The sequence below is a fragment of the Halorientalis litorea genome (genome assembly GCF_023028225.1).
GTDB classification, from domain to species: domain Archaea; phylum Halobacteriota; class Halobacteria; order Halobacteriales; family Haloarculaceae; genus Halorientalis; species Halorientalis litorea.
Window position 1 is genome coordinate 622,669 of record NZ_CP095482.1, and the last position, 25,076, is coordinate 647,744.

Consider the following 25,076-nt stretch of genomic DNA (forward strand, 5'->3'; position numbering starts at 1 on the left):
CCGAATGTGTCCCGCCCTCGACATCGACGGCGCGCTCGTGGAACACTACGCCGATGCCGCCCACGACGCTCTCGCCTCCGACGAGACGGTCGCGGCGGCCCGCGACTCGTGGGCGTCGTTCGTCCGGACGAGCCACGGTGACGTGTTCGATTCCCTCGAAGGTTCCAACACGGTCGACCGGCTGTTCGTGGAATCACTGTCGGCCGATTTCCTCTTCGACGGACTGCTCGACGCACTGGAGGCCGCCACGGGGGCGACCATCACCAACCGGGACCCGCGCGCGAACACCGATACCCTCGACGTGGCGTTCGGGGACCTCCACGACCGGATACTCGCTCCCGAGGACGGACGGGAGCGTGTCCGTGCAGCCGTCTCTCCGGCCGACCTCCGGTCGCTGACGCCCGGCGACCTCCGAGCCCTCTACGAACGGGCCGTCGACCCCGCGCGGCGGCTGGCACTCGGCGAGTACTACACGCCGCGTGCCGTCGCCGACCTGACGGTGGCGGCCGTCGACCCGGCGGCCGACGCGACGGTCCTCGACCCGGGGTGTGGGGCCGGTGTGTTCCTGACTGCGGCCCTCGACGCCCGGCGTGACTCACTCCCCGAGGACCCGAGAGAGCGAGTGCGGGCGGCGACGGAGCGTATCGCCGGTATCGACGTGAACCCCGTCGCGGTCAAGAGCACGAAACTCGCCTACGGGTGTGCCCTGTTCGACTCGCTGACCAGCGTCGACACGGTGGCACTGCCAGTCTACTTGGCCGACGCGCTCGGACTGACCAGCGAGAGCGAGATACGGGTGGACGGCGAACCGGTCGACATGGAGTTCGATACCCTCGTGGGAAATCCACCGTGGGTTCCGTGGGAGCGGCTGTCGGACCGCCACAAGCGGCGATGGCGCGACCGGTACGTCGACGAGTTGGGACTGCAACCGCACGAGGGGGCGACGGCACGGCTGGGGCACAGCAACGACGACGTGGCCGTCCCGTACGCGTGGACCTGCATCCACCGGTATCTCCGGCCGGGCGGCCGGGCAGGGTTCGTCCTCAAGCGCGACGCCATGCGCGGCCCGGCGGGTGCCGTCCTGCGGCAGTTACGGGTCGGTGACCGGTCGCTCGCGCTCACGGGCGTCCACGATTTCGCGGCACTCGACCCGTTCGGCGTGGGCGCGAACGCCGCCGTCTACGCGTTCCGTGCCGACCGTGACCCGTCGTTTCCCGTAGGGACGACAGTCTGGACCCCCGGAGTGGGGACCCCGAACTACGAGTCCGGGACGGCATTCCGGGCGAGTGCGTCGGCGACCGAGACGGAACTCGTACCGACGGACCCCGACGACCCGACGACCGCGTGGGTTCGGGCCGACGCCGAACGCGCCGCGATGGGCGAGTGCGCCCACGACATCAGACACGGGCTGAAAGACGACGCCACGGCGGTGTTCGGCATCGACCGGGGGACCCTCCCGCGAGTGGACGAGGAACTGGTGTACCCGTACCTGCAGTCCCGGCACATCCGGCGGTGGGGAACGAGCGGACACGACCTGCGGTTGGTGCCTCAGCGACGGGCGGGCGAGGACAACGAGGCGACGCTCCGGGAGACGTATCCCGCGACGTACGACTACCTGCGGGACCACCGCGAGGCACTGCTGGACCGGCAGTCGTCGTGGCTTGACCGTGGCCCCTTCTACTCGGTGTTCGGTCTGGGTGAGTACACGTGGGCACCCTACCGCGTCGTCTGGTGTCGCCTCGGGTTCAAGCCCGAGTTCGCCGTCGTGACGACGCGCTCGGACCCGGACGTGGGCGAGAAGCAGGTCGTTCCGGGCGACCACTACATGTTCGTCGCGACGGACTCGCGGGAGACGGCACACTTCCTCTGTGCCCTGCTCAACGCCGCACCGTACCGCCGGACGCTCCGCGGGCGGGCAAGCGACGGGAAGGCCAGCCTCTCGAAGGCCGTCGTCTCGGAACTCGCCTTACCCGCGTGGCCCGACACGGAGACGAGTCGGCAGTTGGCGGACTACTCCATGCGAGCCCACGAACTCGTCGCGGCCGACGGCACCGAACGGGACACGGCGACACTCGACGCCATCGAGGCGGCAATCGACGGTCTCGTCGAAGACTGGCTGGCGGAGACGTAGACGAACCGGCGGGGTGTCGGGACTCGGCGATGCCCGGAATGAAAGGGTCTTTGCGGTAGCCGGGCCACGGTCCGGTGATGGCATCCGAGGACCTCCGGGACGCGTTGGCGCGCGTCGGTGCGCGGTTCGACCTCGGCGAGTACGAGACCGAGGCGTACCTGACCGTCCTCGAACACGGGCGTCTCACGGCGTCGGAACTGGCTGACCTGACCGACATCCCACAGCCGCGGGTCTACGACACGGTTCGGAGCCTCGCCGCCGACGGCCTCGTCGAGGTGCGCGAGTCCCGCCCGATGGAGGTGCTCGCAGTCGACCCCGAGGACGCCTTCGGGAGCGTCCGCACCTCGCTCGACGAACTCGTCGCGGACCTCCGCGCGACGTACACGACACCGGCCCGCGACGCCGAAGCGGTCTCGGTCGTCACGTCGCGGTCGACCGTCCTCCGATACCTCGGCGACGTCATCGAGTCCGCCGAGTACGAACTGGTCTGTTCGCTGTCACCCGACCTCGTGGCCCGGTTCGAGGACCGACTGCGGGCCGACCGGGCGGCCGGCGTGACGACCGAACTCCTCCTCTCGCCAGCCCGAGACGTGCCCGACGCCGCGGAGTTCGACTACGGGAGCGTCGCCACCCACGTCCGGGCACGGCGGGGCGTCACCACGCCCGTCGTCGCCGTCGCGGACGGGGCGTACTCCGTGTTCGCCACGCGGGAGGCACTCCGGGAGGACGGCGACAGTTACGGCGTCGTGTTCAACCGCTCGGAACTGGGCTTTCTCGTCTCGGGCTTTCTCAACACGGTGGTCTGGTCGAGTGCGGAGCCGCTGGCGACGACCGACACGCCTCCAACGTTCCCCCGGCGGTACGCGACAATCCGCCGGTGTATCGACGACTTGCGTGACGCGGACGGGCCGTTCTACGCGACCATCCGTGGCCGGGACGTGGCGTCGGGCGACCCTCGAACCCTCTCGGGTGTGGTGGCGGACGTGTCGGTCGACCCGAACCGCGAGACGGCCGCGCTCACCGTCGACACCGACGACGGGCGCGTGACCGTCGGTGGGCAGGTCGCCGCACTGGAGGACGTGGAGGCCCACGAGATACTGGTCGGGACCGACGGCCCCCCGTCGTTCGACGCCTAACCCCCCGCCACAGGTATATATACGCCCGGATACGAGGGAACGACCATGGCAGGCTACGAGATACGTCGGACTATCGAGGCGGTGTCGACCGGGTCGGCGTCCACGGAGGGCGTGGCGAAGACGGACGCCGAAGCGGCCGTCGCGGGCGCGCTCCGGGAGACGAGTGGCGAAGACTTGCGGTCGGTATCGGCCGAGGCCGTCGAGGTGTACGAGTACCCGAACGGCCCGTTCGACCCGTACCGGGTGACGGTCCGCGCCACTGTCGCCGTCGTCGTCGACGAAGACGGGGAGCAGGCGGCACTGGCGGCGGGCGGCGAGCGTATCGACGCCGTCGTCGCGGCGGCCGACTTGGACGACTGGGAGTACGTCGGCGGGACCGAACTCGAAGCCCCGGTCTGACGGGGTTAGAGGTAGTCCTCGTCCGGGCCACCGCCCGCCGGGTCCTCGGCGGTGTCCCACATGTCGTCCGCGTACTCGTCGGCCATGTCCGGCGTCTCCCGGTCGTCGCCCGTGTCCCGCGTGTAGGCGTCCAGTCCGGCCGACAACAACTCCTCGACTGCCTCCTCCTCGGTGACGAACTCCTCGTCGACCAATCGCTCGAACTGCGCGTGTACGTCCTGTGGAAGTGAAACTTCGACAGTTGGCACGGATATACGTACCGAATCGTTCGGTTTCAATCTTGTGTCGCCACGTTCGTGCGGCGAGTGATGGTAGGGGAGACGGGGAGAGCGTCAGTCGTCCGCCGGGGCGGCACCGGTAGACGCCGTCGTGGTGTCGGCGACAGTCCCCTCGTTGGCGGCCACCCACCGCAGGAGGAGGAACGCGAAGACGTACTTCGCGAGGATGTCGAGGCCGGAGTAGCCCCACGACGTTATCGCCACGTCTAGGAGCGCGAACCCTTCGGACCCGAGTGCCCACAGGATGGGGTAGCCGAGCCAGAGGACGACGGTCAGGAGTTTGAGCGTGTTGAAGATGTCGGCGGTACCGGCGGCCGTGGCGTCGGCCGGCCACTCGACCAGCAACACGTAGAGGACGGCGACGAAGAAGGCGCAACTGATGACGTAGAACGCCCAGCGAAGCAGGTACGAGGACGTGGTCAGCGCGGCGGCGAGGCCGGTAACACACATCCCGATGTCCATCGTGACGGCCGTCGCGAGTTTCGCCCGGTCGGTACCAGCCAGCAGGCCCAACGCCACCAGTATCATCGGCGTCGAGAACGTCCACGTGAGATACCGACCCCACGGGGAGAACACTTGCTCGTTCGCGAGCGCGTGCCCGGCGGGCATCTCGAGGAAGCCGGCGGTCAGTCCCGAGGTGAGTGCCAAGTAACTAGACAGCGATACCAGCGGGACGAGCAGCGTCGCAACCCAGACCAACTGCGCGCGCGTCGACTCGATGTTTCGCCCCATGTACACGAACAGGAGTATCGCGAACCCCGCGAGGGCGATGTTCACCCACAGCGACGACGCGAGGAGCGGGTCGCCGTTGATAAATTCGAACGCGTCCGCTTGTGTTTGCAGGACAATATCGGGCAGTACACCTGTCGTTGTAGGGACTACGTCGAGCATGAGTTTTGGTACGTTATACGCAACGTCTGCGATTACGACAGGCTAATACATAAACGCACTGTCCAACCCGCAAGGGTGCTCCGGCGAGTAACGCCGGAGTCAGCCGGTGACACGGATGTCAGCGGGAGCATATGTGTATCCGTCTCGTAGGATGTCCTACGGCAACCGCGCCGATTTCATCATGCCAGAGGCTATTCCCGGATTGCACCACGTGACGGCGATTGCGAACGACCCACAGGAGAACGTCGCGTTCTACACGGAGGTCCTCGGCCTCCGCTTCGTCAAGCGGACGGTCAACTTCGACGACCCGGCGACCTATCACCTCTACTACGGCGACGAGGTGGGGACGCCCGGCACCATCATGACCTTCTTTCCGTTCGAGAACGGCCGGGACGGACAGGTCGGGCGCGGACAGACCGGCGAAACCGCGTTCGTCGTCCCCGACGGGTCGCTCGACTACTGGACCGACCGACTGGAGAGCGAGGGACTCGCCGTCGCCGACCGCGAGACGCGGTTCGGCGAGACGGTCCTCCCGTTCACCGACCGTGACGGCCAACCGCTCGCGCTAGTGACCGGCGAGAGCGACGTCGACCCATACGGCGACGGACCGGTCCCCGAGGCGAACGCGATTCGCGGCTTCCACGGCGTGACGCTCGATTCGCTCGACCCGGCCGCGACGGCCGACGTGCTGACGACGTTCGGCTACGAGCGCGTCGGCACCGAGGGTGACCGGACGCGGTTCACGGCCGGCGACCGGGCGGGCGTCGTGGACGTGTTGGACCGCCCCGACGGCGCGCGCGGCGTCGAGGGCGTCGGTACCGTCCACCACGTCGCGTTCCGCACCACTGACGCCGAGACGGAGATGGACTGGCGCGAGACGCTACTCGGCGAGGGGCACCGCGTCACCGAGCAGAAGGACCGCCAGTACTTCCAGTCCATCTACTTCCGGGAACCCGGCGGCATCCTGTTCGAGATAGCGACGGACCCGCCGGGCTTCACCCGCGACGAGAGCGTCGAGACGTTGGGAGCGGACCTGAAACTCCCGCCGTGGCTGGCGGAGGACCGCGAGACCATCGAGTCACGGCTGCCACCACTCGACACGCCCGCGACGACGGAGGTGAACTGACGTGGACGGCCCACACCAAGACGAACCGCTCGTGACCGCCGGGGCGGACGTGGCCGACGCCGCGGCCGCCGTCGTGATGGTCCACGGGCGGGGCGCGACGGCCCGGAGCATCGTCGAGATGGGCGGGGAGTTCCATCACGAGGGCGTCGCCTACCTCGCACCGCAGGCGGCCCGCAACGAGTGGTACCCGAACTCCTTCCTCGCCGACGTGGCGACGAACGAGCCGGGCCGAACCTCGGGACTACAGGCCGTCCGCGACGCCGTCGAGACGGCGACAGACGCGGGGATTCCGCTGGAGCGCGTGCTGGTTCTCGGGTTCTCCCAAGGCGGCTGTCTCGCAAGCGAGTTCGTCGCCCGGAACCCCAGCCGCTACGGCGGCCTCGCGGTGTTGAGCGGCGGCCTCATCGGGTCCGAAGTCGACCCAGAGGCGTTCGAGGGGTCCGTCGAGGGCACGCCGGTCTTCCTCGGGTGTAGCGACGTGGACCCGCACATCCCCGTCGAGCGCGTCCACCTGACCGCCGAGGTGCTCGAGCGACTCGACGGCGACGTGGACGAACGCATCTACGAGGGGATGGGTCACGGCGTCAACGAGGACGAACTCGCCGCCGTCGACGAACTGGTCGGCGCGCTCGTGGACTGATTACTGTTCGATAGCCGGTGAGAGGTCCACCTCGACGCCGGCGAGGTCCTCGCTGACTTCCCAGAGCCGTCGGGCCGTCTCCTCGTCCCGGGCGGCCAGCGACGGGCGGCGTTCCCGACAGTTCGTGAAGTAGCCGCCGCTGGTGTCGAGTTCGGGGGACGCGCCGAGATAGACGAGCGTCTCCGCGCCGTCCGACACCGTCGTGACGAACGGGCGCGTGAGTGGGTCCGGCACCGCCGAGAGTGCCCGGGTGAGCGTGGGAATCGGGAACGGCGCGTTGCGGACGAATCCACTGCCGGGAATCGCCCCGGGATGGAAGCAGTTCGCCGTTACGTCGCGTCCGGCTGCGTCGAGACGGCGCGCGAGTTCGCGGGTGAACAGGACGTTCGCCAGTTTCGACTGCGCGTACTCGCCCCACCCCTGTCCCGTCTCCGGCGTGCGGAGTGACTCGAAGTCCATACCCCCCTGCCTGTGGGCGAGCGAAGACGTGGTCACGACCCGAGCCTCAGCGGCGAGCGTCGGGAGGAGGTCGGCCGTCAGCACGAACGGCGCGAGGTGGTTGACGCCGAACGTGAACGCGATACCGTCCTCGGTGGTGCCGCCGTTCGGGAAGTACCCGCCGGCGTTGTTGGCGAGAACGTCGAGTTCGTCCGTGTGGGCGGTCACTTCCTCGGCGAGTCGGTGGACCGCCGAGCGGTCCGCGAAGTCGGCCGCGAAGAACGTCGCGCCGTCGGCGTCGGTCGCTTCGAGTTCCGCGACGACGGCCGCGCCCGCGTCCTCGTCGCGCCCGTGTACCAGCACCTCCGCACCGAGGCGACCGAACGCGAGTGCCGCCGCGCGCCCGATACCGCTTGTCGACCCCGTCACCAGAACTGTCTGTCCGGACAAGTCCACGTCCGCCACGTCCGCCCCAACCTCCGGTCGGTCGTCTGCCATGGAATACTGTACGGGTGCCCCAACAAAGTCCCCTTCGGAGTCCGCAAAATGCCACTCTCGGTCGCGGAACACAGTCCAGTTGGCCTCTAGACCCGTACCCTCGTCCTCGGTGGGTCGTTGCGGAGGCACGTAGACAGAGCGTGCACCCAAGACGTACGAGCGTCGCCCCCTCGAGGGTGCAGCGGACGTTCGAGGTCAAACTGTTTTAGCAACGCCAAGCGAGGAACTGCCGACGACTGGATTGAAGCGTTCGCCTTCGCATGGAATCAGCTAATCTGAACACTACCGGTCGAGCTATACAGTGGCGGGTTCCCCTCGGGAGTATCACACCTGTCCGATAGTGCTTCGGTGCCGACGAACCGCCGGTACCGTGGCAAAATCGACCGAACCAGTGCGTTCGTCGTCGCGAATCAGCGGACACAGGTGGCGTTCTACGACAAGACGAGACCCTGTTGCTGGCACCGAGACGACTGTGCCCGGACTGACTTTCACGCTGTTCTGTCTATCTCAGCAGTTCGACGGGCAGGCATCTCTCTGTCCAGAAACCGGCTACGTATGTGACGGTGACTTCGGCGGTTCTGTGTGAACGGTAAAGAGTCGGTAAGCAGGGAGTGGATAGCCTGTAGAGCAGCCTCCGGTCGTGCCCGCGTGCACGCGCGCACGCAAAGGGTTCATATGGCTGGAATCCCATTATAAATTGTGAACTGGCACGACGACGACGCGATGGAGACGAGCGTTCCCGAGTACGACGAAGTCGACGTCTCGGTGCTCGTAGTCGGTGCAGGTGCCGCTGGTGCCCGGACGGCCATCGAACTGGCCGAACGTGGCGTCGAAGACGTTCTCGTCCTCGGTAAGCGGAACCACGGCGATGCACACACGACGTGGGCCCGCGGCGGTATCAACGGTGCCCTCGGCACCCACGACCAGGAGGACGACTGGACGATTCACGCCGCAGACACCCTCAACGAGGGACACTTCGTCAACGACCCCGGCAAGGTCGAGACTGTCGCCAAGCAGATGCCGGAGCGACTCCGTGAACTCGACGAGTGGGGTATGGACTACTCCCGGACCGACGACGGCGAAATAGACCAGCGGTTCTTCGGCGCGCAGTCATACCGCCGAACCGCCTTCGCCGGCGACCACACCGGAGAGTCCCTGCTGAACACGCTGGTCGACCGTGCACAGTCGTTCGATGTCCCGTACCGAGAGAACGTGATGATAACGAAGCTCGTCTCGGACGGCGAGCAGACGTACGGTGCCGTCGGCTTCGATATGGACAGCGGCGAGTACGTCCTGTTCAACACCGGAACTGTCGTGCTCGCTGCAGGCGGGTACGCGGCCGTCTACAACCGCCATACCTCGCGCGACGACGAGAACAACGGCGACGGGGCAGCACTGGCGTACGACGCTGGTGCGACGCTGATGGACATGGAGTTCGTCCAGTTCCACCCCACCGGGATGGCAGTCGACGAGTCCGACCCCGAGTGGGAACCGTGGAGCGGGCGGCTCGTTACGGAAGCCGTTCGCGGTGAGGGCGGTCGGTTGTTCAACACTGACGGCGAACGGTTCATGGAGCGGTACTCGCCCGACCAGATGGAACTCGATGCCCGCGACGTGGTTGCCCGTGCTATCGCGCAGGAAGTCGCCGAGGGACGAGGCACTGAGAACGGTGGCGTCTACCTCGACATCTCCCACCGCGACGACGAGTTCATCAAAGAGCGGCTACCGCGGATGTACGAGCGGTTCCAAGACCTCGGGGTCGACATGGCGGCGGAACCAGTCGAGGTGGCTCCGACCTCTCACTACGGAATGGGCGGCGTCGTCGTCGACGACCACGGCGAAACCGGCGTCGACGGACTGTTCGCCATCGGCGAGACGATGGCCGGTGTCCACGGTGCGAACCGACTCGGTGGCAACTCGCTTGCCGAAACTATCGCGTACGGTGTCGTCGCCGGCGAACGCATCGCCGACCGAGTCGACGGAGCCGGTACGATTCCGGACGACTTGACCGAGCGGGTCGCCGAACCACACATCGCCGGACTCGCCGGCCTCGCCGGTAGCGACGGGACGTACGACGTGGATACCGTCTTCGAGGAACTGCAGGACATCATGTGGGAGCATGCGGGCCTCCTCCGTGACGAGGAGTCGCTTACCGCCGGACTCGACGCGCTCCAGCGTGTCCGCGAGAAGGCTGACGACTTAGACGTTGGACCGCTTACCAGCCGGTCGTTCGAGTACGCCGTCGACATCGGCTTCATGTTGACGACTGCCGAGGCCATTCTCCAAGGGGCACGTGAGCGAACCGAGTCACGCGGTGCCCACTACCGGACGGACCACCCAGATACCGACGAGACGTGGCGTCGTAACATCCAGTACGAGCAGGCTGACCTCGGCGGAATGACTACCAGCACAGCTCCCGTCGACAGCCCCAGTGAAGCCGTGCAGGACGCACTGGACGAAGGCCACGAACTCGACTACCACCAACTGGAGTAACGACGTGCAGGTTGTGACCGGCGCAGCCATCGTTCCCTCGTTCCAACGTAGCGGCGGGCCGACTGCGGACATCAAAAACCCGACCCGTCCCCGTGCTGAGTACGTACGTTTCGACGCCGGGGCCGACTGTATCACATCGTCTGTCAGTTCTGTGGCCCCTCGTCGAGTATCGTCACTGCCACGACGTACTCACCGCGGTGAGACACCCCAGTCGGGAGTGATGTCGAGGATACCCTGTCGTGACCGGTACCGGCCGACGCCACGCCGACGGCTGTAACCGTCGAGGTGTACACCGGCCACCCGGAGGTCACTGTGACGGCAAACGCGGCCCGAAGCGATACCGAACAGCGCGAACTGCTTCCAGTGGATTCACAGAAGCACGCTGGTCCGCACCACTTTAGTCCGTCTAACGCCTGACAAACGTGTGAACCAGACGGCTATCCTTCACACGACGGCTGCCTTCCTCGCCGGGGGCTCGTTCTTCTTAGACGGTAATGTCCTCACCATCGGCCTCCTCGCGCTCGCAGGGGTCCTCTTCGTCGCCGGCATCGTGATTGCGCGGCGCGGGGACGATTCGGAGGCCGCCGACGACGTGTGAGTACCCGACTCAAATACGGCGAAGAGCCTCCGTCCAAGCCGACTGACGCATTGACATCCTCCTCCGCCTGAAGGCGGAGGAATCCCGACCGCAGTTGGGATAGTAATCCCGTCAGTTTTGACGGTGAACACTTCGTTTCCGTCGCCAGCACCGAACGGGAACTCCTCTCTTATTTCGAGCACCTTCTGCTTCCCACGCAGGACAACGTTTCCAGGGGAGAAACACGACGCCGGTATTGACATTCGAGGGGGTTTTGAGATATACACGCATGTCGAAGCTACAGATCGGCGGAACCATCGCAGTGTTCGCGGCAGTTGCCGGCCTGATCGGAGCAAAGCTCCGCGACTGACTGGTTGTCGGGTTGCTGGACCGAGACGACTGTGCCGGGGTATCGCGCTTACTATCGCCTCGATATTCGCCTTAGATTCGCAATCGCCGGCGTGAGTAGATCCGCTACTCGCCGTCTCTGTCAGTCTCGACGGTCGCCGTTGTCGGACGTGCCAGTCTCGGACAGTTCGTCGTCCGTTTCTTCGACGCTCTGCAAGAGCAGATCCGTCCCGGCCGCAGCGACCATACCGACGCCGACCGCGCGCAACTGCCGGAGATACGCTGGCTTCGCTTCGAGACCGGAGGCGTTGTCGAAATTCTTTCCAATTATCTCTTTGACGAACCTAACGCTCACCTGTGGAAAGAGTGCAGTCACCAGTCCTTGCAAGAGCACGAATGCCGCGCCAAGTGTGCGACTCTTTTTCGTGTGCGCGCTCGTTCTCGTGTCGAGACACACAGCGATACGTGACCCGCGGGACCGGCGCGAGAGCGTTGCGGACGCGCTCGGCACGTCGTTGAGATATCCTGTCGTCGACAGTGGATTCACCGCAGGGAGCAACAGTATCGATGACGGCAGCGGCATCGCCGCGCACGTGAACGTCGCTGACTCGTAGGTGGTCAGTCAACGCTGCGACCGTCTGCGCACCGGCAACGAGTGCCCGAAGTTCGACGTGGGTACTCGACACGAACGCCGACAGCTCTCGGGAGCCCTCGGCGAGTGGCTGCCTTTCTTCTACTACGTAGCCGATTGCGGCCCCGCGCGGGTTGGCGTTGTGCGGCCCGTACCGAACGCTTCCGTCGAACCGGAGCACGAGCGATGAACCGAGGGTGGTCACCGTTCACCTCCCCACTGCAGCGACCGCTCGTTCGGTTCTTTGACCAGTGGTGCCTCCTGTCCGAGCAGTACTTCGTCGACAAGCTCCCGGGACCGCTCGTACCGGTCAGTGGTATCCGTTCCGTCGAGCGTCTGCTGTCCCACACACTCATGATAGCCTGCAAGAGATCCAACCTGTTCCCGATGCCAGCCACCCCGATACACCGCGAACCTGCAGGACGGTGTTGCGGACACAGCGTACGACTCGGGGCAGAGCCAAGGGGCATTCGACGCCTTTCTCGCCTGCTTCCACTGCTCGACGCCCTCGAAGGCTTGGTTGGCCTCGCTCCGGGTTCTTCCGACAAGCCCCGTGCTCGGCTGGGTTCAGTCGCACACGTAGGGTGAGTGCCTTGAGACCGAAATCGCAGGTCGTATGTCTCACTATCTACCTGACTTACACAGGATGACTCACGTGAGCGTTGTCGGCTGCGGGAACATGGGCGGGGCGTTGGTAAGTGGCCTCTCCCGAACCGGAGCATACGACGTGACGGCGATCGACCTCGACCCGGACGCGCTCGAGGCGGTCGCCGACGACGCGGACAGAACTACCGACGACATCGCCGTGGCCAGAGAGGCGGACATCGTCGTGCTAGCGGTGAAACCGACGGTAGTCGACGCGGTTCTAGCCGACCTCGACCTCCGTACGGACCAGTCGTTGGTCACCATCGCCGCGGGTGTCTCACGGAAGCACGTCGCAGCGCGGACAGACGCGACGGTGGTCCGAATCATGCCGAACCTCGCGGCGGAGACAGGCGATATGGCCGCCGCCGCCACCGAGACGGGCATCACCGACGAGGTTCGCGAGATGCTCGACGCGGTCGGTGAGTTCGCCGAAATCGACGAGGAATATATGGATATCTCGACGGCAGTCAACGGGAGCGGACCAGCCTTCGCATTCTACCTCATCGACGCGATGAAGCAGGCCGGTATCGACGGGGGGTTAGAGCCAGAACAGGCCGAAACACTGGCCGCACAGACGTTCAAGGGGGCAGCCGAGACAGTGCTCCGGGACGAGCGCAACGTCTCCGAACTCATCGATGCGGTGTGTTCGCCGAACGGGACGACCATCGAAGGGATGGAGGTTTTGTGGGATAGTGACGCCGACACGGCGGTCGCTGAAGCCGTGACGGCCGCAGAGAGACGGTCCGCCGAACTGGCCGACCAGTTCAACGATGAGTGACCACTCCCCCGCCGGGACTGTCGCCGGCGAGACGGTGCAACGAGCGCGCGAGCAGGCCGCTACGGCAGACCGCGTCATCGTCAAGGCGGGTACGAACTCGCTGACCGACGAAGCCTCCCGGCTCAACCGGGTGAAACTCGACAAACTGGTCGGTGATATCATGGACCTCCGGGAACGGGGCAAGGAGGTCATTCTGGTTTCGTCCGGTGCTATCGGGGCCGGAAAGGGGATGCTCGACGGCGAGGAGACCGAGACACTCGAAGAGAGTCAAGCACTCTCGACCGTGGGCCAGAGCCACCTGATGCGCCACTACACCCAGAGTTTCGACCGGTACGACCAGACGGTCGCTCAGATTCTCCTGACCGAACACGACCTAACCAACCCCGAGCGGTTCACCAACGTTCACAACACCATCGAGACTCTGTCCGATTGGGGTATCGTCCCGATCATCAACGAGAACGACGCAATCGCGACTGAGGAGATTCAGATCGGCGACAACGACATGCTGTCGGCGTCGGTCGCTATCGGAATGGATGTCGACCTGCTCGTGATTCTGACCGACGTTGACGGGGTGTACACTGGCAATCCCAAGGACGACCCCGACGCGGAACTTATCGAAGCCGTCGAAGCCAACTACGACGCCGTCCAGTCGCTTATCGACGAAAGTACCGTCGCCGAGTTCGGTGGCATCAAGACGAAGGTCGAAGGGGCCCGTGACGTTAGTGAGCACGGAATGCCCGCGATTATCGCGGGGTCACAGGAACGGGACGTGCTGGAACGAATTGCCACTGGCAAATCAACGGGGACGGTCTTCGTCCCGATAAACGGAGACACAGATGACTGAGTACGACACCGAAACCCAAGTCACAGACGCACAGCAGGCGGCACTACGGCTCGCAAACGTCGACGAGGAGACGCGTAACGCAGCACTTGCGTCCATCGCCGACGCAGTCAGAGACAACACCGAGACGATTCTCGACGCGAACGCCTCCGATGTCGCGGAAGCCGAAGCCATGTTGGACCGCGGCGAGTACACTCAGGCCCTCGTCGACCGGCTGAAACTCGACGACGCGAAACTCGAAGGTATCGCCGAGATGATAGAGAGTGTCACCGGACAGTCAGACCCGCTCGGGAGGACCTTGGAGGCCCGAGAACTCGACGCGGACCTCGAGCTCTACAAGGTCGCAGTCCCCATCGGCGTCGTCGGGACCATCTTCGAATCGAGGCCGGACGCGCTCGTCCAGATTGCCGGACTGGCACTCAAATCAGGCAACGCTGTCATCCTCAAGGGCGGCAGTGAGGCCAGTGAGTCCAACCGCGTGCTGTATGAACTCATTCGGGATGCCACGTCAGACCTACCCGACGGCTGGATTCAACTGATCGAAGCCCACGAGGAAGTTGACCGCCTGCTGGAGATGGACGACTCGGTCGATCTCCTCATGCCACGTGGCTCCTCGGAGTTCGTCTCGTACATTCAGAACAACACGCAGATTCCAGTCCTCGGCCACACGGAGGGTGTCTGTCACGTCTACGTAGACACGGCAGCCGACCTCGAAATGGCCGAAGACATCGCCTTCGACGCCAAGGTGCAGTACCCGGCGGTGTGTAACGCCGTCGAGACACTGCTGGTTGATGCCGATGTCGCCGAAGCGTTCCTCCCCGACATCGTCGAGCGATACGAGGACGCGGGTGTCGACCTCCGCGGCGACGCGGCGACCCGCGAGATTGTCGATGTCGGCGTGGCGACCGACGACGACTGGGAGACCGAGTACGGCGACCTAGAGCTCTCTATTCGGGTCGTCGACGATGTCTACGAGGCGGTGACACACATCAACGCTCACGGCTCGAAACACACCGAATCCATAATCACCGACGACACCGACCACGCAGAGACGTTCATGACCAGTATCGACGCCGCGAGCGTCTTCCACAACGCGTCGACACGCTTCGCCGACGGTTATCGCTACGGTCTCGGTGCCGAAGTCGGCATCTCGACCGGGAAGATACACGCCCGCGGCCCGGTCGGCTTGGCGGGGCTGACGACTTACAAGTACTACCTCGAGGGCGACGGACAACTGGTGGCGACCTACGCCGGCGAAGATGCTACACCGTTCACACACGACGCGCTCGATGGAGAGTGGACGCCCGGCCGTCTCTCCGGCGAGTGAGCGCGATACTGTCGGGCCGCTCAGTCGACCGGGGCAGTCGAGCCCCGTCGACAGGCAGCCACTCGTCGCGGTGCGTGACCGGCAGAACGACGCCGACCATACGCGGACGCTGATTCACGAGTCCGCTCACGTCCGCTCCACGTCTACTTCGACGAGGGCACCGGACAGTCACATGTGAAGTCGAGGCGAAGGGTACCGCGACCGGCCGGTACTGCGGAGCCGACACGAGTGGACCGGCGTTCTACTCGGCCGCGTGGGAGTCGCACGAGTACCAGACCGTTCGCGAGTGGCGGACGTCAGCCGCCTCTCGGGGACCGCTCGCACACGTGTGCATCGACGGAGCCCTCGGGCCTGAGGGTTACACCGGGTTGGAACGACAGGGAGTCGGGGACGGTTTCGACATCGTACTGTTGCAGAACGTGTGCGAGCGCGAATTGCGCTTCGGTGAGCGCGATTTGGCGCCCGATGCACACCCGCGGACCGGCACCGAACGGGAAGTACGACTCGTCGGCTCGACTCGCGGTTTCGCCCCAGCGGTCCGGATCGAACGTCTTGGGTGCGTCCCACACACGGCCGTCGCGATGGTGAGCGTACGTGCACAGGAGCAACGGTTCGTCGGCGGGGATGTCGACGCCAGCAACAGTCGTCGGTTCGCGGGCCACCCGCGTGATATTCCACGCTGCGGGGGTGAGTCGGAGCGTCTCCCGAACGACCTTCTCAGTGTAGGTCAACTCAGAGAGCGTCTCCCAGCTCGGGGGGTCGCCGTGCAGGGTCTGTCGAGCCTCTTCGGTGACACGCCGACGCGCCTCGGGATGGGCCGACAGCCAGTGGAACGCGTACGTGACTGTGAGTGCTGTGGTCTCCTGCCCGGCGGTCATAAACAGCACGGCCTCGTCGATCAACTCGTTCTCCGAGAGTTCGACTTCCGGGTCACGTTTGGCCTCCATGAGTGCCGTAATCATGTCTTGTGGCGGGTCCTCGGCGTCGATGTGGTCGTCGACGAATCCCTGTGCGACCGTATCGAGCGTCTCGTTTGCCGCCTCGAACGCCGCCGAGGGGCCGGGCTGGAGTCGGTCGGGTAACAGGAAGTCCGTGACTTCGGGTTCGAACTCGTCGGCGACCGCTGATAAGGCCTCCTCGACTGTCCGACTCTGTTCGCGCGTCGTGTCTTGGCTGAACAGTGTCCGGGTGATCACCCGCATCGTCATGGTCGACAGCTCCGACACCAGATCTATCCGTCCGTCCGCCGGCCACCCAGCGAGCATCGCTCCGACGGTGTCGGCCGCAATTTCGGCGTACTCGGACAGCCGGGGCCCGACGAACTCGGGGTCCAGCACCGACCGCTGTTGCTCCCAGAGCGTGCCGGCACTGGTGAGCAGCCCCTGTCGGCGTTGCTGATCCGCTCCAGTCCCCGGGCGTGCGAACCGGTCGCGATCCGAGAGAATGTCGTGGACAAGCGACGCGTCGAGTACGACCGACACTGACTGCCCACCCGGCGGATCGAGTCTAACCAGTGGATACTGCCCACCGTATGCCTCCTGCACGCCGGAGAGATACCGGAGCGGGTCCTGTGCCAATTTCGTGACGCTCCCGACGACAGGGAGCCCCGGGGGACTGTGCGCTTGCTTGCTCACACCTGTCCTTTGACGAAATCCTCAAAAATCTTCGCCCGCAGGCGGCGAGACAGACGACGCACCCGTTCCCGTTACGGACGTGACTGCAGGCAGCGGCAGGAGAGGCTCAGTCAATACGCGAGTCGAGTAGCGAATCGAAAACAGTTCACTGTCGACAGCCACTGCGCATGACTCGACTACATCTGATTCATCGGCTCTGGTGAATCGCTGGACAGCGTCGGTTTCGACAGTTAGAACTAGTGGAATGAAGCGGGAAACTGTCGATGCCTATGTCGAAAATTTCCCGCTTCACGAGTAGGGCCGTTCAGTTAGCTAAAAATGCTGTTGGTGAGCGAGGCGACGCCGTGCGTGCGCGAACTTGGTACGGTGAATTTCGTGAACTTATAGGCTGAGCAGGCGCAATACCACGGCCTTCAGGCCGTGGATATGCGCCGTCAACTTGGGAGAACATCCGCGTTCGACGCCTTCTCTTGAGTTTCAGAATACCGGCGTTTAACTGACAGGCCGCCGTACTATAGGGTAGGAATCGGTCGGAACGGAGCGGATTCCGAACCGTCCTACGGAGGCGGCCTGTCCGCCCTCGTAACGAGGCAGTATCCGGAAGAGCAGGCGGTGAACGCCACATCTTCGAAGGGCGTGCCAACGTGCTGACTGCTCAAAGCACGCGATACGATACCCCCGAGTCCGCTGACGCCTGCTGGCGTCCCCGTGGCCAAAACAACACCGGGACGCCCTACACGGTCGAGGATAGGGGTAACGGCGGTTTGGCACCGCCAGCAGCCCACCAGTCCGATGTTGTGGGACTACCCGTCCCCGAAAGGTCTGGTAGTCCGGTGATTGGACTGCGAACCTGAAACTCCCACCGCTCGGGATTCCTCCGCGTTCACGCGGAGGAGGATGTCAACTTGATGTGTGCCGTTCACAACATCAAGCAGTCGCTGAAACCATGAAATCAAGCTACGTCTGGCGATTCACCACGGCCGTACAGATGAAGCGGGTTTCAGACAGACCCTTGAGTCGTTGAAGGCCGAAATGCAGCATGAGACAACGTGGGCGAGTTCGGTACCTGCTCGGGCCGGCAGTCCCAAAGAGATATACTCCCGTCAGAACGCATAGATGACACAGTGACGCAATCTCGCAACGCGGACGGAGACGCCGCAGCGCGGGCGGTCCCCGTCGTCGCCCTCGACTCCGTCGTCCGGGAGTACACCCGCGGGTCCGGTGGCGGTCCGTTCAGTCGGTCCGACGCCCCCGTGGTGCGTGCCGTCGACGACGTCTCGCTGTTCGTCGGGCAAGGCGAGTTCGTCGGCCTCGCCGGGCCGAGCGGGAGCGGGAAGACGACACTCCTCCACATCGTGGCCGCGCTCGACGCACCGACAGCAGGCCGTGTCGAACTGGCCGGTGAAGACGTGACGGACCTGAACGAACGCGAACGCGCCCGCGTCCGCCGGGACCGGGTCGGCATCGTGTTCCAGCGGTTCCATCTACTGCCGGCCCTCCCGGCAGTCTCGAACGTCGCCCTGCCGCTGGTCGAACTCGGCTGGTCGAAGGCGAAACGTCGGAGCCGTGCGCACGACCTCCTCGACAAGGTCGGCCTCCCCGACCGGGCCGACCACCGCCCCGGCGCGCTCAGCGGCGGCGAACAGCAACGCGTCGCCATCGCTCGCGCGCTCGCGACGGAGCCGGACCTCGTCGTCGCGGACGAACCGACCGGCGAACTCGACTCGAAGACGAGCGAGCGCGTGCTGAACGTGCTGGCGGAGGTCGCCGAGGAACGGACGGTCATCGTCGCGTCCCACGACCAGCAAGCACTCGACAGGACCTCCAGACAGATACAGCTCCACGACGGGCAGTTGATTCACGATTCGCATGCGTAGCGGCATCACACGATTGATCGCGGTCTTCGGGCTGGCACTCCGACGGCTGCGTGGACGGCTCGCGACCGCCCCCGGCCGCCTCCTCCTGAGCGTCCTCGGCGTCGCGCTGGCGGTGGGGCTGATGATAACCGTCACCGGCGTCTCGCTCGGGTTGGCCTCCGAATCGGTGGTCCAGAGCGAGGGCGTCGACTACTGGGTCGTCCCCGAACAGAGCACCGTCTCGACGGTGGCCGTCTCGACGGGGAGCGTCCAACTCGGCGACGCCCACTCGACGACGGCCCGCATCCGAGCCGACGACCGGGTCCAGTACGCGACGCCGGTGTTACTCGAACTGTTCCCCGCCACCGACCGAACCACCGACGAACGCGAGTACGTCATGGCCGTCGGCATCGTCCCGGAAGCCGGCGGCGGCCAGTTCTCGGGGATGCCGACGGGCAGCCTCTCACCCGGGGACCCCTACTACGCGAACGGGAGTTACAACGGGTCCTGGACGGGCGACGCCGTGCTGAACGACGCCGCAGCGAGCGTCCTGAACGCGTCCGTCGGCGACGACGTTCGGACACCTCGGACGGGGCCGAACCAGACGCTGACCGTGCGCAACGTCACGGCCGGCGGCATCGGGTTCGGCCCGAGTACCGCACCCGTGGTGTTGCTCCACCTGAGCGAACTCCAGACGCTGACCGGCGGGGCCGAGGGTGACCACGCCGACCAGATACTGGTGACCACGAACGACCCGAGCGTTCGGTCGACGATTGCCGGCCTCTACCCACGGACCACCGTCGTCACGCGGAACGGCCTGTCGGCACAGAATGCCTCGCTGTCGAACCTCCCGCTGGCCGTCGCCGCGGCCGCGCTCCTCATCGGGTCGATGGTCGGCGTCCTCTTCGTCGCGACGCTGATGGGGCTCGAAGTGAGCGCGAGCGAGCAACAACTCGCCGTCCTCGGCGCGCTCGGCTACCCGGCACGCCGCCGGATGACCCTCGTCGCCGTCGAGTCCGTCACCACGTCGTTGCTCGGCGGCGTCGTCGGGAGTGGCCTCGGCGTCCTCGGCATCGTCGGCCTGAACGCCCTCGTCGCCCCGCGTCTCGGACTGGAGACCGTCGCGCGCTTCGACCCGCTCTTGCTCGGGTACGCTCTCGGCGTGACGCTCCTCATCGGCGTGCTGGGGATGGTCTACCCCGTCGTCCTGAGCCGACGGACGGACATCCTGGAGGTGCTGGCACGATGATGGGACGGCTCCGGGCGGTTGTCGGCATCGCCGTCGCCCAGTTGCGATACGACCGACGACGGACGATTATCGCCGCCATCGGCATCGCCGTCGCCGTGCTGGGGACGATTCTGCTGTTGAGCGTCGGCGTGGGCGTCATCGACTTCGGCCAGGCGAAGTTCGACTCCGCCGGGCGTGACCTGTGGATCACTGGCGGCACCATCGAGTTCCAACCGGGGTCCGTCGGCGGCGTCCGGAGCGGTATCGTCGACTCGCACGACGTGGCGGTCGGGCTCGAAAGCCGAGACGATGTCGCCACGGCCGTTCCGCTCATGTTCCAGACGGTGTACGCCAGCCCGAACCAGTCGTCGTTCGAAACCGTCGCAGGCGTCGGCGGCCCCGCACGCGGGGGCTCGGTCAGTATCGTCGCCGGTCGGGAGGTGAACCGGTCCCACCACTACGCAGGCGGAAGCTACGACGGGCCGATGACACACGAAATCGCCATCGATAGGCGCACCGCCACCCTCTTCAACGTCTCCGTCGGCGACACCCTCCACGTCGGCGGGACGATAGCCACCGCCCGCCAACACGAGTTCACCGTCGTCGGCATCACGAACACGTACTCGGAGTTCGTGGGCGCGCCGACGCTGACGATGCCCCACAGCGAACTCCAGACAGTGACCGGCAAGACGGCCAGCGACCGCGCGACGTTCATCTCGGTTCGCCTCGCCGACGGCGTCGACCCGGAGCAGACGGCGGCCGAACTCGAACGCGTCTACCCCGACTACGAGGTCCGGACCAACCGCGAGCAACTGCGGACCATCCTGCAAGACAAAGCCGTCGTCATCGCCAGCGGTATTAGTCTCATCGCCCTAGCGATTATTGCCGGGGTTGCATTGACGTTGAATCTCTTGTTATCGATGATCTTCCAGCAGAAACAAGAGTTTGCGGCTGCCCAAGCCACCGGTGTTATGCCCAGCACACTCGTTGGTGTCGTTGTCGTTCGCTCGTTTTTGATTGCCCTATTCGGCGGTCTCGTCGGGGCGATTCTCTCTGTACCGGGAATCTACGCCGCCAACGCCGCTGCGAATGCTGTGACTGGATTCGAAGGCTTGGCTGTCCTTTCACCATCGTTAATAGCTTTCGGGTTCAGTATCGCCATAGTAATCGGCTTGCTCGCAGGTATCGGCCCTGCGGTGTATCTCTACCGGAGTTCGACGTTAAGCCAATTGACAGCTGGATGAGTGAATGACTCCACCCTACTCGCTCGCCACAGGAGTGGCTCGCTTCTTGAGGGGATGGACTTAGCCTGCAAGAGTTGAATTGGCTCCAGTCGTGGGCCCCGTCGTGATGACGCGCACCGGCTTCAACTCGCACCCGAAATTCGTCGTTGATTAGACTATCCACGAGCGGCGTGGCGATTGCGTCGGGGTCCGGGCTAACGGCGAAGCCATTGTCACCGTCGTCAACGGCCGCGGTCGGCCCGTTATCTAGGTCATCAACAACGATGCTGGGGACGCCACAGGCGTTGGCTTCGAGAATGGTATTCGGGAACCATTCGCGAATCAAGTGGAGTGCGAACACCGTCGCAGCCTTGAGATAGCCAACGATATCCTCGTTAACCTCAACGAACGCCCGGAACCCGACGTCCTTGAGTCACCGGTCGGCCACGAGTCGTTCGAGATGTTCCCGCTCGGGGCCATCGCCAACGATGCACATCTTGACTGGCCTACCAATCTGCTTTTTTGCCGTAGTGACGGTCTTAAGAAACCACACCACGTTATTATTTTCGGACAGGCGGCCGACGTAGATCACGTCCCAGTTGCGGTCCGCCACGAGATGTCAGAGAATCACTGGTAATCGCTGGCGTTTTCGACGGTGTCCATCCAGCTTGTCCGACCCACATCCACGCGGTTGTCACGGATGAACGGCAAAATCGGAATGATAGTGTCAGGCGTGCTTATTGTCATTTTTCTATATTTTGCCGAACACCCCCTTCCAGCCAAGGTACTTATACCAGCAGTTGTTCCAAACCTCCGACCAGGTGACGATCAGCGACGTGTCGGTCGTGAGTCCGTGGAATTTGCTGATGAACACGGGGTAATAGGGGGGGGAACAGCTTGCAGTCAACGACGTGGTAGTCCTCGCTGAGGAGGTGCGGTGTGAGGTGATTCGCAATTTGAGGACCGGCAGGATGGCACGCCAGCCGCCAGTGTAGAGTTCGTACGGATCGCACACGCCTTGAATATCCTGCCCTTGCGTTCCGGACAAGCCCATCTCAATGGTGCATCCCGAGGGTGGCCTCTCTCAGAGATAGACTGGGTTGTACAAATAAGCGATTTCGATAGTCGTGTGTTCCGATTCCATCGGGTGGGATCTATTTGTGTGGACTTGTTGGCAGGGTGTCGGTGGCGGATGTATCTGCCGGCGTTGGTTTAGGATGGGGTGTCACCGTCGCAGACCCGCTCGTAGACGGTCCCGACACAATCAGCGACATCAGTCCAGTCGCGATTCTCTACGACTGCCCGCGCCGCCCGGGACATAGACGCCAAGCACTCCGGGTCGGCGGCCACGTCTCGATACATGCGGCCAGTAAATCCGGGGTCGGTTTACAGATGGGCCCGCTTTCTCCGTCCTCGGTGACGTCGGGAATGCCGACGATGGGCGTCACAACCACTGCGTGCCCGCGGCAAGTGATTCGATAAAGACGGATCCGAATCCCTCGTAGTTTGAAGTAAAAAGGTCCCATCAACTGACGAACACATCCGGAGGAGTTCATTGTCGGGCACGTACCTAAGGAGCTAGACGCCATCTGCAGCGGCGGTGTTCAGATAAGCTTGAGAAGTGAGGCGGGAACGGTTTTTAGTGCTCTATGCCAAAAAACGAGCACCTCAACGGCTGTTTAGACCAGGAGCGAGAAGCGGCACCGCGACTGCTGATGAAACTCAGTATTCAGCTACATTTGGCTGGACGTTCGCTTGCGAATACTGTTTCGTTTCTTGAGGTATTTGGTGTCCAACGCGCTCGCTCTACCGTACACAACTGGGTCCACAAGGCCGATCTACAGCCCCAAGACGGACGCGATCCGGATCACGTCGCGGTCGACGAGGCCGTGATCCAACTTGACGACGAACGCTACTGGCTGTACGCCGCCGTCGATCCTGACACGAACGAATTACTCCACACAAAGCTTGAACCGACCAGAACGAACGCTCTCGCTCATGCGTTTTTCGCCGAACTCCGCGAGAAACACGCCGTTGATGACGCCGTGGTTCTCGTTGACGGCACCGCCTCACTGAAAGACGCTTGCCAGCGACACGGCCTCGATTTCAGATACGAACGCCACGGAATCGGAACAGCGTCAAACGTGTCTTTCGTGAAGTAAAACGGCGCACGTCTTCGTTCTCAAACTGTTTCAGCAACGCCGAGCGAGAAACTGCCGACGACTGGATCGAAGCATTCGCCTTCGCATGGAATCAGCTAATCTGAACACTACCAAAGCGAGTGCACGAATGCTTTTGAATGTGGATCGTATAGCCTCTTTAGACTGAGTGACTCTCGCCATATGAAAAATATTCGACTGTTATTGACACGCGTATTTGCGGTTGCACTTGTTATTTCGGCAGCATCATTCATATTAATCATTGCATTTCCAGCCCCGAACGATGCAGGCCGGGAATACACTAAATTCTATGTGGTCGGACCAGAAGGAGATGCATCAGATTATCCCACAGAGGTTTCTCCCGGAAGTACAACATCATTGGCGATCGGCATTTCAAACTACGAGACAGAGAGTCACTCTTACACACTCACAGCCGCGTGGAACGATACTGTCATTGAAACCCAGACAGTTCGAGTAGAATATAACGATGAGATTCGAAAGAACATCACAATTCAGGCACCGACCCAGCCAGGAATGTATCGTCTTAATTTAAATTTGTATAAAAGCGAGGTCGATGTAGGACATGAACCGTACCGGGATCTACGCCTGCTTGTGAGTGTGAGGGAATAATGAGTCAAAAGCCAGTCTCAAGTCATCCGTAGATATCTCTGTTGGACTTCAAGAACGATACTTTTTAATCTGCATGTATTATCGGACACCACATGGTTCTCCGGACGGCAGTAATTGGTGCCGGTGTCGTCGCGACGAATGGTCATTTGCCCAACTTGAACCGGAATCCTCGCGTTGATTTGGTCGCTGTGTGTGATATGAATCAGTCACGGGCAGATTCAGCGGCACGCGAACATGAAATTCGCGCTTATTATGATGTTGAGGAACTCCTCGAGAACGAACACCTTGATTGGGTGCATATATGTACGCCCGTCCAGACTCACGTAGAGATAGCCACAACTGTAATAAATGCTGGAATTCCTGTTCTCATTCAAAAACCAATAACTCTAACTGTCGATGAACTAGATCAGCTGGCGGCCCTATCTGAGGAAAATGATGTTTTGCTGACTCCAGTCCACAACCAGGTATTCAATCCGACGGTTAGGGAGGTTAGTGAACGCATTTCAGATGGTGAAATTGGTGAAATCCGTGGTATAGATACTATTTATACTGCAGAAGGTGTACCGGATGAAACTCCTCGAGGCGATTGGGTATTTGATCTTCCAGGAGGCGAGTTAGAAGAGGGTCTTCCCCACCCATTGTACCTAACATTGCTATTCGGCGGGTTTCCCCGAGACGAGAAATCCATTGGTGTGGTTAAACGGGCCGTTCGTGAATACCCCGCAGGAATTGAATACGATGGAGCCCAGGTCCAATATATAACTGAAGGCAATTCTCTTTGTAGTATTAAAGTCTTGGCTGAAACACCAGAAAACCAGCGGGTTTTCGTTCACGGCACAAAAAAATCTCTTTTAATTGATATTCTTTCGATGACTGTCATTGAAAGAAGTACCAACAGTGCCGGCCGCGATCCAAAAAACCTCGCGTTTAATGCAGTAAATGACTCAACGCGCATCATTGGTAGTCTTGCAAAGAATGCTATGAATTTTGGAAAGGAAATTTACGATAATAAGTTTGATTCGCACCGCGAAGACGCGATGGGAGCCCACTATTACCTGTTCAATGAAACAGCAAAGGCTATCGAAGAGGGCAAAGGTTCTCCCGTCTCAATTGAACAGGCAAGATGGACGATACGGCTTATGGAACAAATTCGTGATGCCTGATTTCTG

Annotated in this window: 22 protein-coding genes and 4 pseudogenes; 17 read left to right on the forward strand and 9 right to left on the reverse strand. The window is 63.1% G+C overall.

Annotation, left to right across the window (positions count from 1 at the left end):
* The first annotated feature begins 4 nt into the window (after positions 1 to 4).
* The 3 genes from MUG95_RS03445 (at position 5) to MUG95_RS03455 (ending at position 3,666) form a co-directional block, all read left to right on the forward strand.
* On the forward strand, positions 5 to 2,131 hold the full coding sequence (locus MUG95_RS03445) for an N-6 DNA methylase (protein ID WP_247009679.1): 2,127 nt from the start codon (positions 5 to 7) through the stop codon (positions 2,129 to 2,131).
* Positions 2,132 to 2,208: 77 nt separating this feature from the next.
* Positions 2,209 to 3,267: an HTH-type sugar sensing transcriptional regulator TrmB gene (gene trmB, locus MUG95_RS03450; protein ID WP_247009680.1), complete on the forward strand. Its 1,059-nt coding sequence runs from the start codon at positions 2,209 to 2,211 to the stop codon at positions 3,265 to 3,267.
* Positions 3,268 to 3,312: 45 nt separating this feature from the next.
* On the forward strand, positions 3,313 to 3,666 hold the full coding sequence (locus tag MUG95_RS03455) for a hypothetical protein (protein ID WP_247009681.1): 354 nt from the start codon (positions 3,313 to 3,315) through the stop codon (positions 3,664 to 3,666).
* A gap of 5 nt (positions 3,667 to 3,671) precedes the next feature.
* On the opposite strand, the gene MUG95_RS03460 is transcribed toward MUG95_RS03455, so the two are convergent.
* Both MUG95_RS03460 and MUG95_RS03465 read right to left on the reverse strand, forming a co-directional pair.
* The gene (locus tag MUG95_RS03460; protein WP_247009682.1) at positions 3,672 to 3,914 is read right to left on the reverse strand and encodes a DUF7120 family protein; all 243 of its coding nucleotides are present in this window, start codon (positions 3,912 to 3,914) and stop codon (positions 3,672 to 3,674) included.
* 84 nt (positions 3,915 to 3,998) lie between these two features.
* Positions 3,999 to 4,835 carry a bacteriorhodopsin gene (locus tag MUG95_RS03465; RefSeq protein ID WP_247009683.1) on the reverse strand — a complete coding sequence of 279 codons (837 nt, stop codon included), beginning with the start codon at positions 4,833 to 4,835 and terminating at the stop codon, positions 3,999 to 4,001.
* A 181-nt stretch (positions 4,836 to 5,016) separates the two neighbouring features.
* Between MUG95_RS03465 and MUG95_RS03470 the strand changes: the two genes are divergently transcribed.
* Complete coding sequence (locus MUG95_RS03470; RefSeq protein ID WP_247009684.1) at positions 5,017 to 5,961, forward strand: ring-cleaving dioxygenase; 945 nt, start codon at positions 5,017 to 5,019, stop codon at positions 5,959 to 5,961.
* A gap of 1 nt (position 5,962) precedes the next feature.
* Positions 5,963 to 6,601, forward strand: coding sequence for an alpha/beta hydrolase (locus MUG95_RS03475; protein WP_247009685.1), 639 nt, complete (start codon positions 5,963 to 5,965; stop codon positions 6,599 to 6,601).
* Here the strand turns inward: MUG95_RS03475 and MUG95_RS03480 are convergent, their stop codons facing one another.
* Positions 6,602 to 7,537 carry an SDR family oxidoreductase gene (locus tag MUG95_RS03480; RefSeq protein WP_247009686.1) on the reverse strand — a complete coding sequence of 312 codons (936 nt, stop codon included), beginning with the start codon at positions 7,535 to 7,537 and terminating at the stop codon, positions 6,602 to 6,604.
* Between the two features lie 189 nt (positions 7,538 to 7,726).
* On the opposite strand from MUG95_RS03480, the pseudogene MUG95_RS03485 reads away from it, so the two are divergent.
* The 3 genes and pseudogenes from MUG95_RS03485 to MUG95_RS03495 form a co-directional block, all read left to right on the forward strand.
* Positions 7,727 to 7,816 (forward strand): annotated as a pseudogene (locus tag MUG95_RS03485) (IS6 family transposase); the annotation flags it as partial.
* 444 nt (positions 7,817 to 8,260) lie between these two features.
* On the forward strand, positions 8,261 to 10,030 hold the full coding sequence (locus tag MUG95_RS03490; RefSeq protein WP_308219597.1) for an L-aspartate oxidase: 1,770 nt from the start codon (positions 8,261 to 8,263) through the stop codon (positions 10,028 to 10,030).
* 424 nt (positions 10,031 to 10,454) lie between these two features.
* Positions 10,455 to 10,628 (forward strand): hypothetical protein, encoded by a 174-nt coding sequence (locus MUG95_RS03495; protein WP_247009688.1) that lies wholly within the window; start codon positions 10,455 to 10,457, stop codon positions 10,626 to 10,628.
* 104 nt (positions 10,629 to 10,732) lie between these two features.
* Here MUG95_RS03495 and MUG95_RS17120 read toward each other — a convergent pair.
* The 4 genes and pseudogenes from MUG95_RS17120 to MUG95_RS03510 all read right to left on the reverse strand — a co-directional run.
* Positions 10,733 to 10,840: pseudogene (locus MUG95_RS17120) on the reverse strand (LURP-one-related/scramblase family protein); the annotation flags it as partial.
* A 257-nt stretch (positions 10,841 to 11,097) separates the two neighbouring features.
* Complete coding sequence (locus tag MUG95_RS03500) at positions 11,098 to 11,349, reverse strand: hypothetical protein (protein ID WP_372608183.1); 252 nt, start codon at positions 11,347 to 11,349, stop codon at positions 11,098 to 11,100.
* Entirely contained in the window at positions 11,300 to 11,791 is a 492-nt protein-coding gene (locus MUG95_RS03505) for a ribonuclease H family protein (RefSeq protein WP_247009690.1), read from the reverse strand. The genes MUG95_RS03500 and MUG95_RS03505 overlap by 50 nt, the downstream gene beginning before the upstream one ends.
* Entirely contained in the window at positions 11,788 to 11,934 is a 147-nt protein-coding gene (locus MUG95_RS03510) for a hypothetical protein (protein ID WP_247009691.1), read from the reverse strand. Before MUG95_RS03510 ends, MUG95_RS03505 begins: the two co-directional genes overlap by 4 nt.
* Before the next feature lie 298 nt (positions 11,935 to 12,232).
* On the opposite strand from MUG95_RS03510, the gene proC reads away from it, so the two are divergent.
* Genes proC through MUG95_RS03525 form a run of 3 tightly spaced genes read left to right on the forward strand, consistent with a single transcriptional unit; the run spans position 12,233 to position 15,177 of the window.
* Positions 12,233 to 13,009, forward strand: a complete 777-nt coding sequence (proC, locus tag MUG95_RS03515) for a pyrroline-5-carboxylate reductase (RefSeq protein WP_247009692.1) — start codon at positions 12,233 to 12,235, stop codon at positions 13,007 to 13,009.
* Positions 13,002 to 13,853, forward strand: coding sequence for a glutamate 5-kinase (gene proB, locus MUG95_RS03520; RefSeq protein ID WP_247009693.1), 852 nt, complete (start codon positions 13,002 to 13,004; stop codon positions 13,851 to 13,853). The genes proC and proB overlap by 8 nt, the downstream gene beginning before the upstream one ends.
* Positions 13,846 to 15,177: a glutamate-5-semialdehyde dehydrogenase gene (locus MUG95_RS03525; RefSeq protein WP_247009694.1), complete on the forward strand. Its 1,332-nt coding sequence runs from the start codon at positions 13,846 to 13,848 to the stop codon at positions 15,175 to 15,177. The genes proB and MUG95_RS03525 overlap by 8 nt, the downstream gene beginning before the upstream one ends.
* Positions 15,178 to 15,473: 296 nt before the next feature.
* Here the strand turns inward: MUG95_RS03525 and MUG95_RS03530 are convergent, their stop codons facing one another.
* Complete coding sequence (locus MUG95_RS03530) at positions 15,474 to 16,811, reverse strand: cytochrome P450 (RefSeq protein ID WP_247009695.1); 1,338 nt, start codon at positions 16,809 to 16,811, stop codon at positions 15,474 to 15,476.
* Between the two features lie 1,112 nt (positions 16,812 to 17,923).
* Between MUG95_RS03530 and MUG95_RS03535 the strand changes: the two genes are divergently transcribed.
* Genes MUG95_RS03535 through MUG95_RS03545 form a run of 3 tightly spaced genes read left to right on the forward strand, consistent with a single transcriptional unit; the run spans position 17,924 to position 21,139 of the window.
* Entirely contained in the window at positions 17,924 to 18,688 is a 765-nt protein-coding gene (locus tag MUG95_RS03535; RefSeq protein WP_372608192.1) for an ABC transporter ATP-binding protein, read from the forward strand.
* Positions 18,681 to 19,916, forward strand: a complete 1,236-nt coding sequence (locus MUG95_RS03540; protein WP_247009697.1) for an FtsX-like permease family protein — start codon at positions 18,681 to 18,683, stop codon at positions 19,914 to 19,916. Before MUG95_RS03535 ends, MUG95_RS03540 begins: the two co-directional genes overlap by 8 nt.
* Entirely contained in the window at positions 19,913 to 21,139 is a 1,227-nt protein-coding gene (locus MUG95_RS03545) for an ABC transporter permease (protein WP_247009698.1), read from the forward strand. The genes MUG95_RS03540 and MUG95_RS03545 overlap by 4 nt, the downstream gene beginning before the upstream one ends.
* Here MUG95_RS03545 and MUG95_RS17010 read toward each other — a convergent pair.
* Positions 21,045 to 21,731 (reverse strand): annotated as a pseudogene (locus tag MUG95_RS17010) (glycosyltransferase). The gene MUG95_RS03545 and the pseudogene MUG95_RS17010 sit on opposite strands and share 95 nt — an antisense overlap.
* 1,036 nt (positions 21,732 to 22,767) lie before the next feature.
* Here MUG95_RS17010 and MUG95_RS03550 point away from each other — a divergent pair.
* From MUG95_RS03550 to MUG95_RS03560, 3 genes and pseudogenes are all read left to right on the forward strand, one after another.
* Positions 22,768 to 23,384, forward strand: a pseudogene (locus tag MUG95_RS03550) (IS6 family transposase).
* 76 nt (positions 23,385 to 23,460) lie between these two features.
* Positions 23,461 to 23,907 carry a DUF1616 domain-containing protein gene (locus MUG95_RS03555; RefSeq protein WP_247009699.1) on the forward strand — a complete coding sequence of 149 codons (447 nt, stop codon included), beginning with the start codon at positions 23,461 to 23,463 and terminating at the stop codon, positions 23,905 to 23,907.
* A gap of 92 nt (positions 23,908 to 23,999) precedes the next feature.
* Positions 24,000 to 25,070 (forward strand): Gfo/Idh/MocA family protein, encoded by a 1,071-nt coding sequence (locus tag MUG95_RS03560; RefSeq protein ID WP_247009700.1) that lies wholly within the window; start codon positions 24,000 to 24,002, stop codon positions 25,068 to 25,070.
* The last annotated feature ends 6 nt before the right edge of the window (positions 25,071 to 25,076 follow it).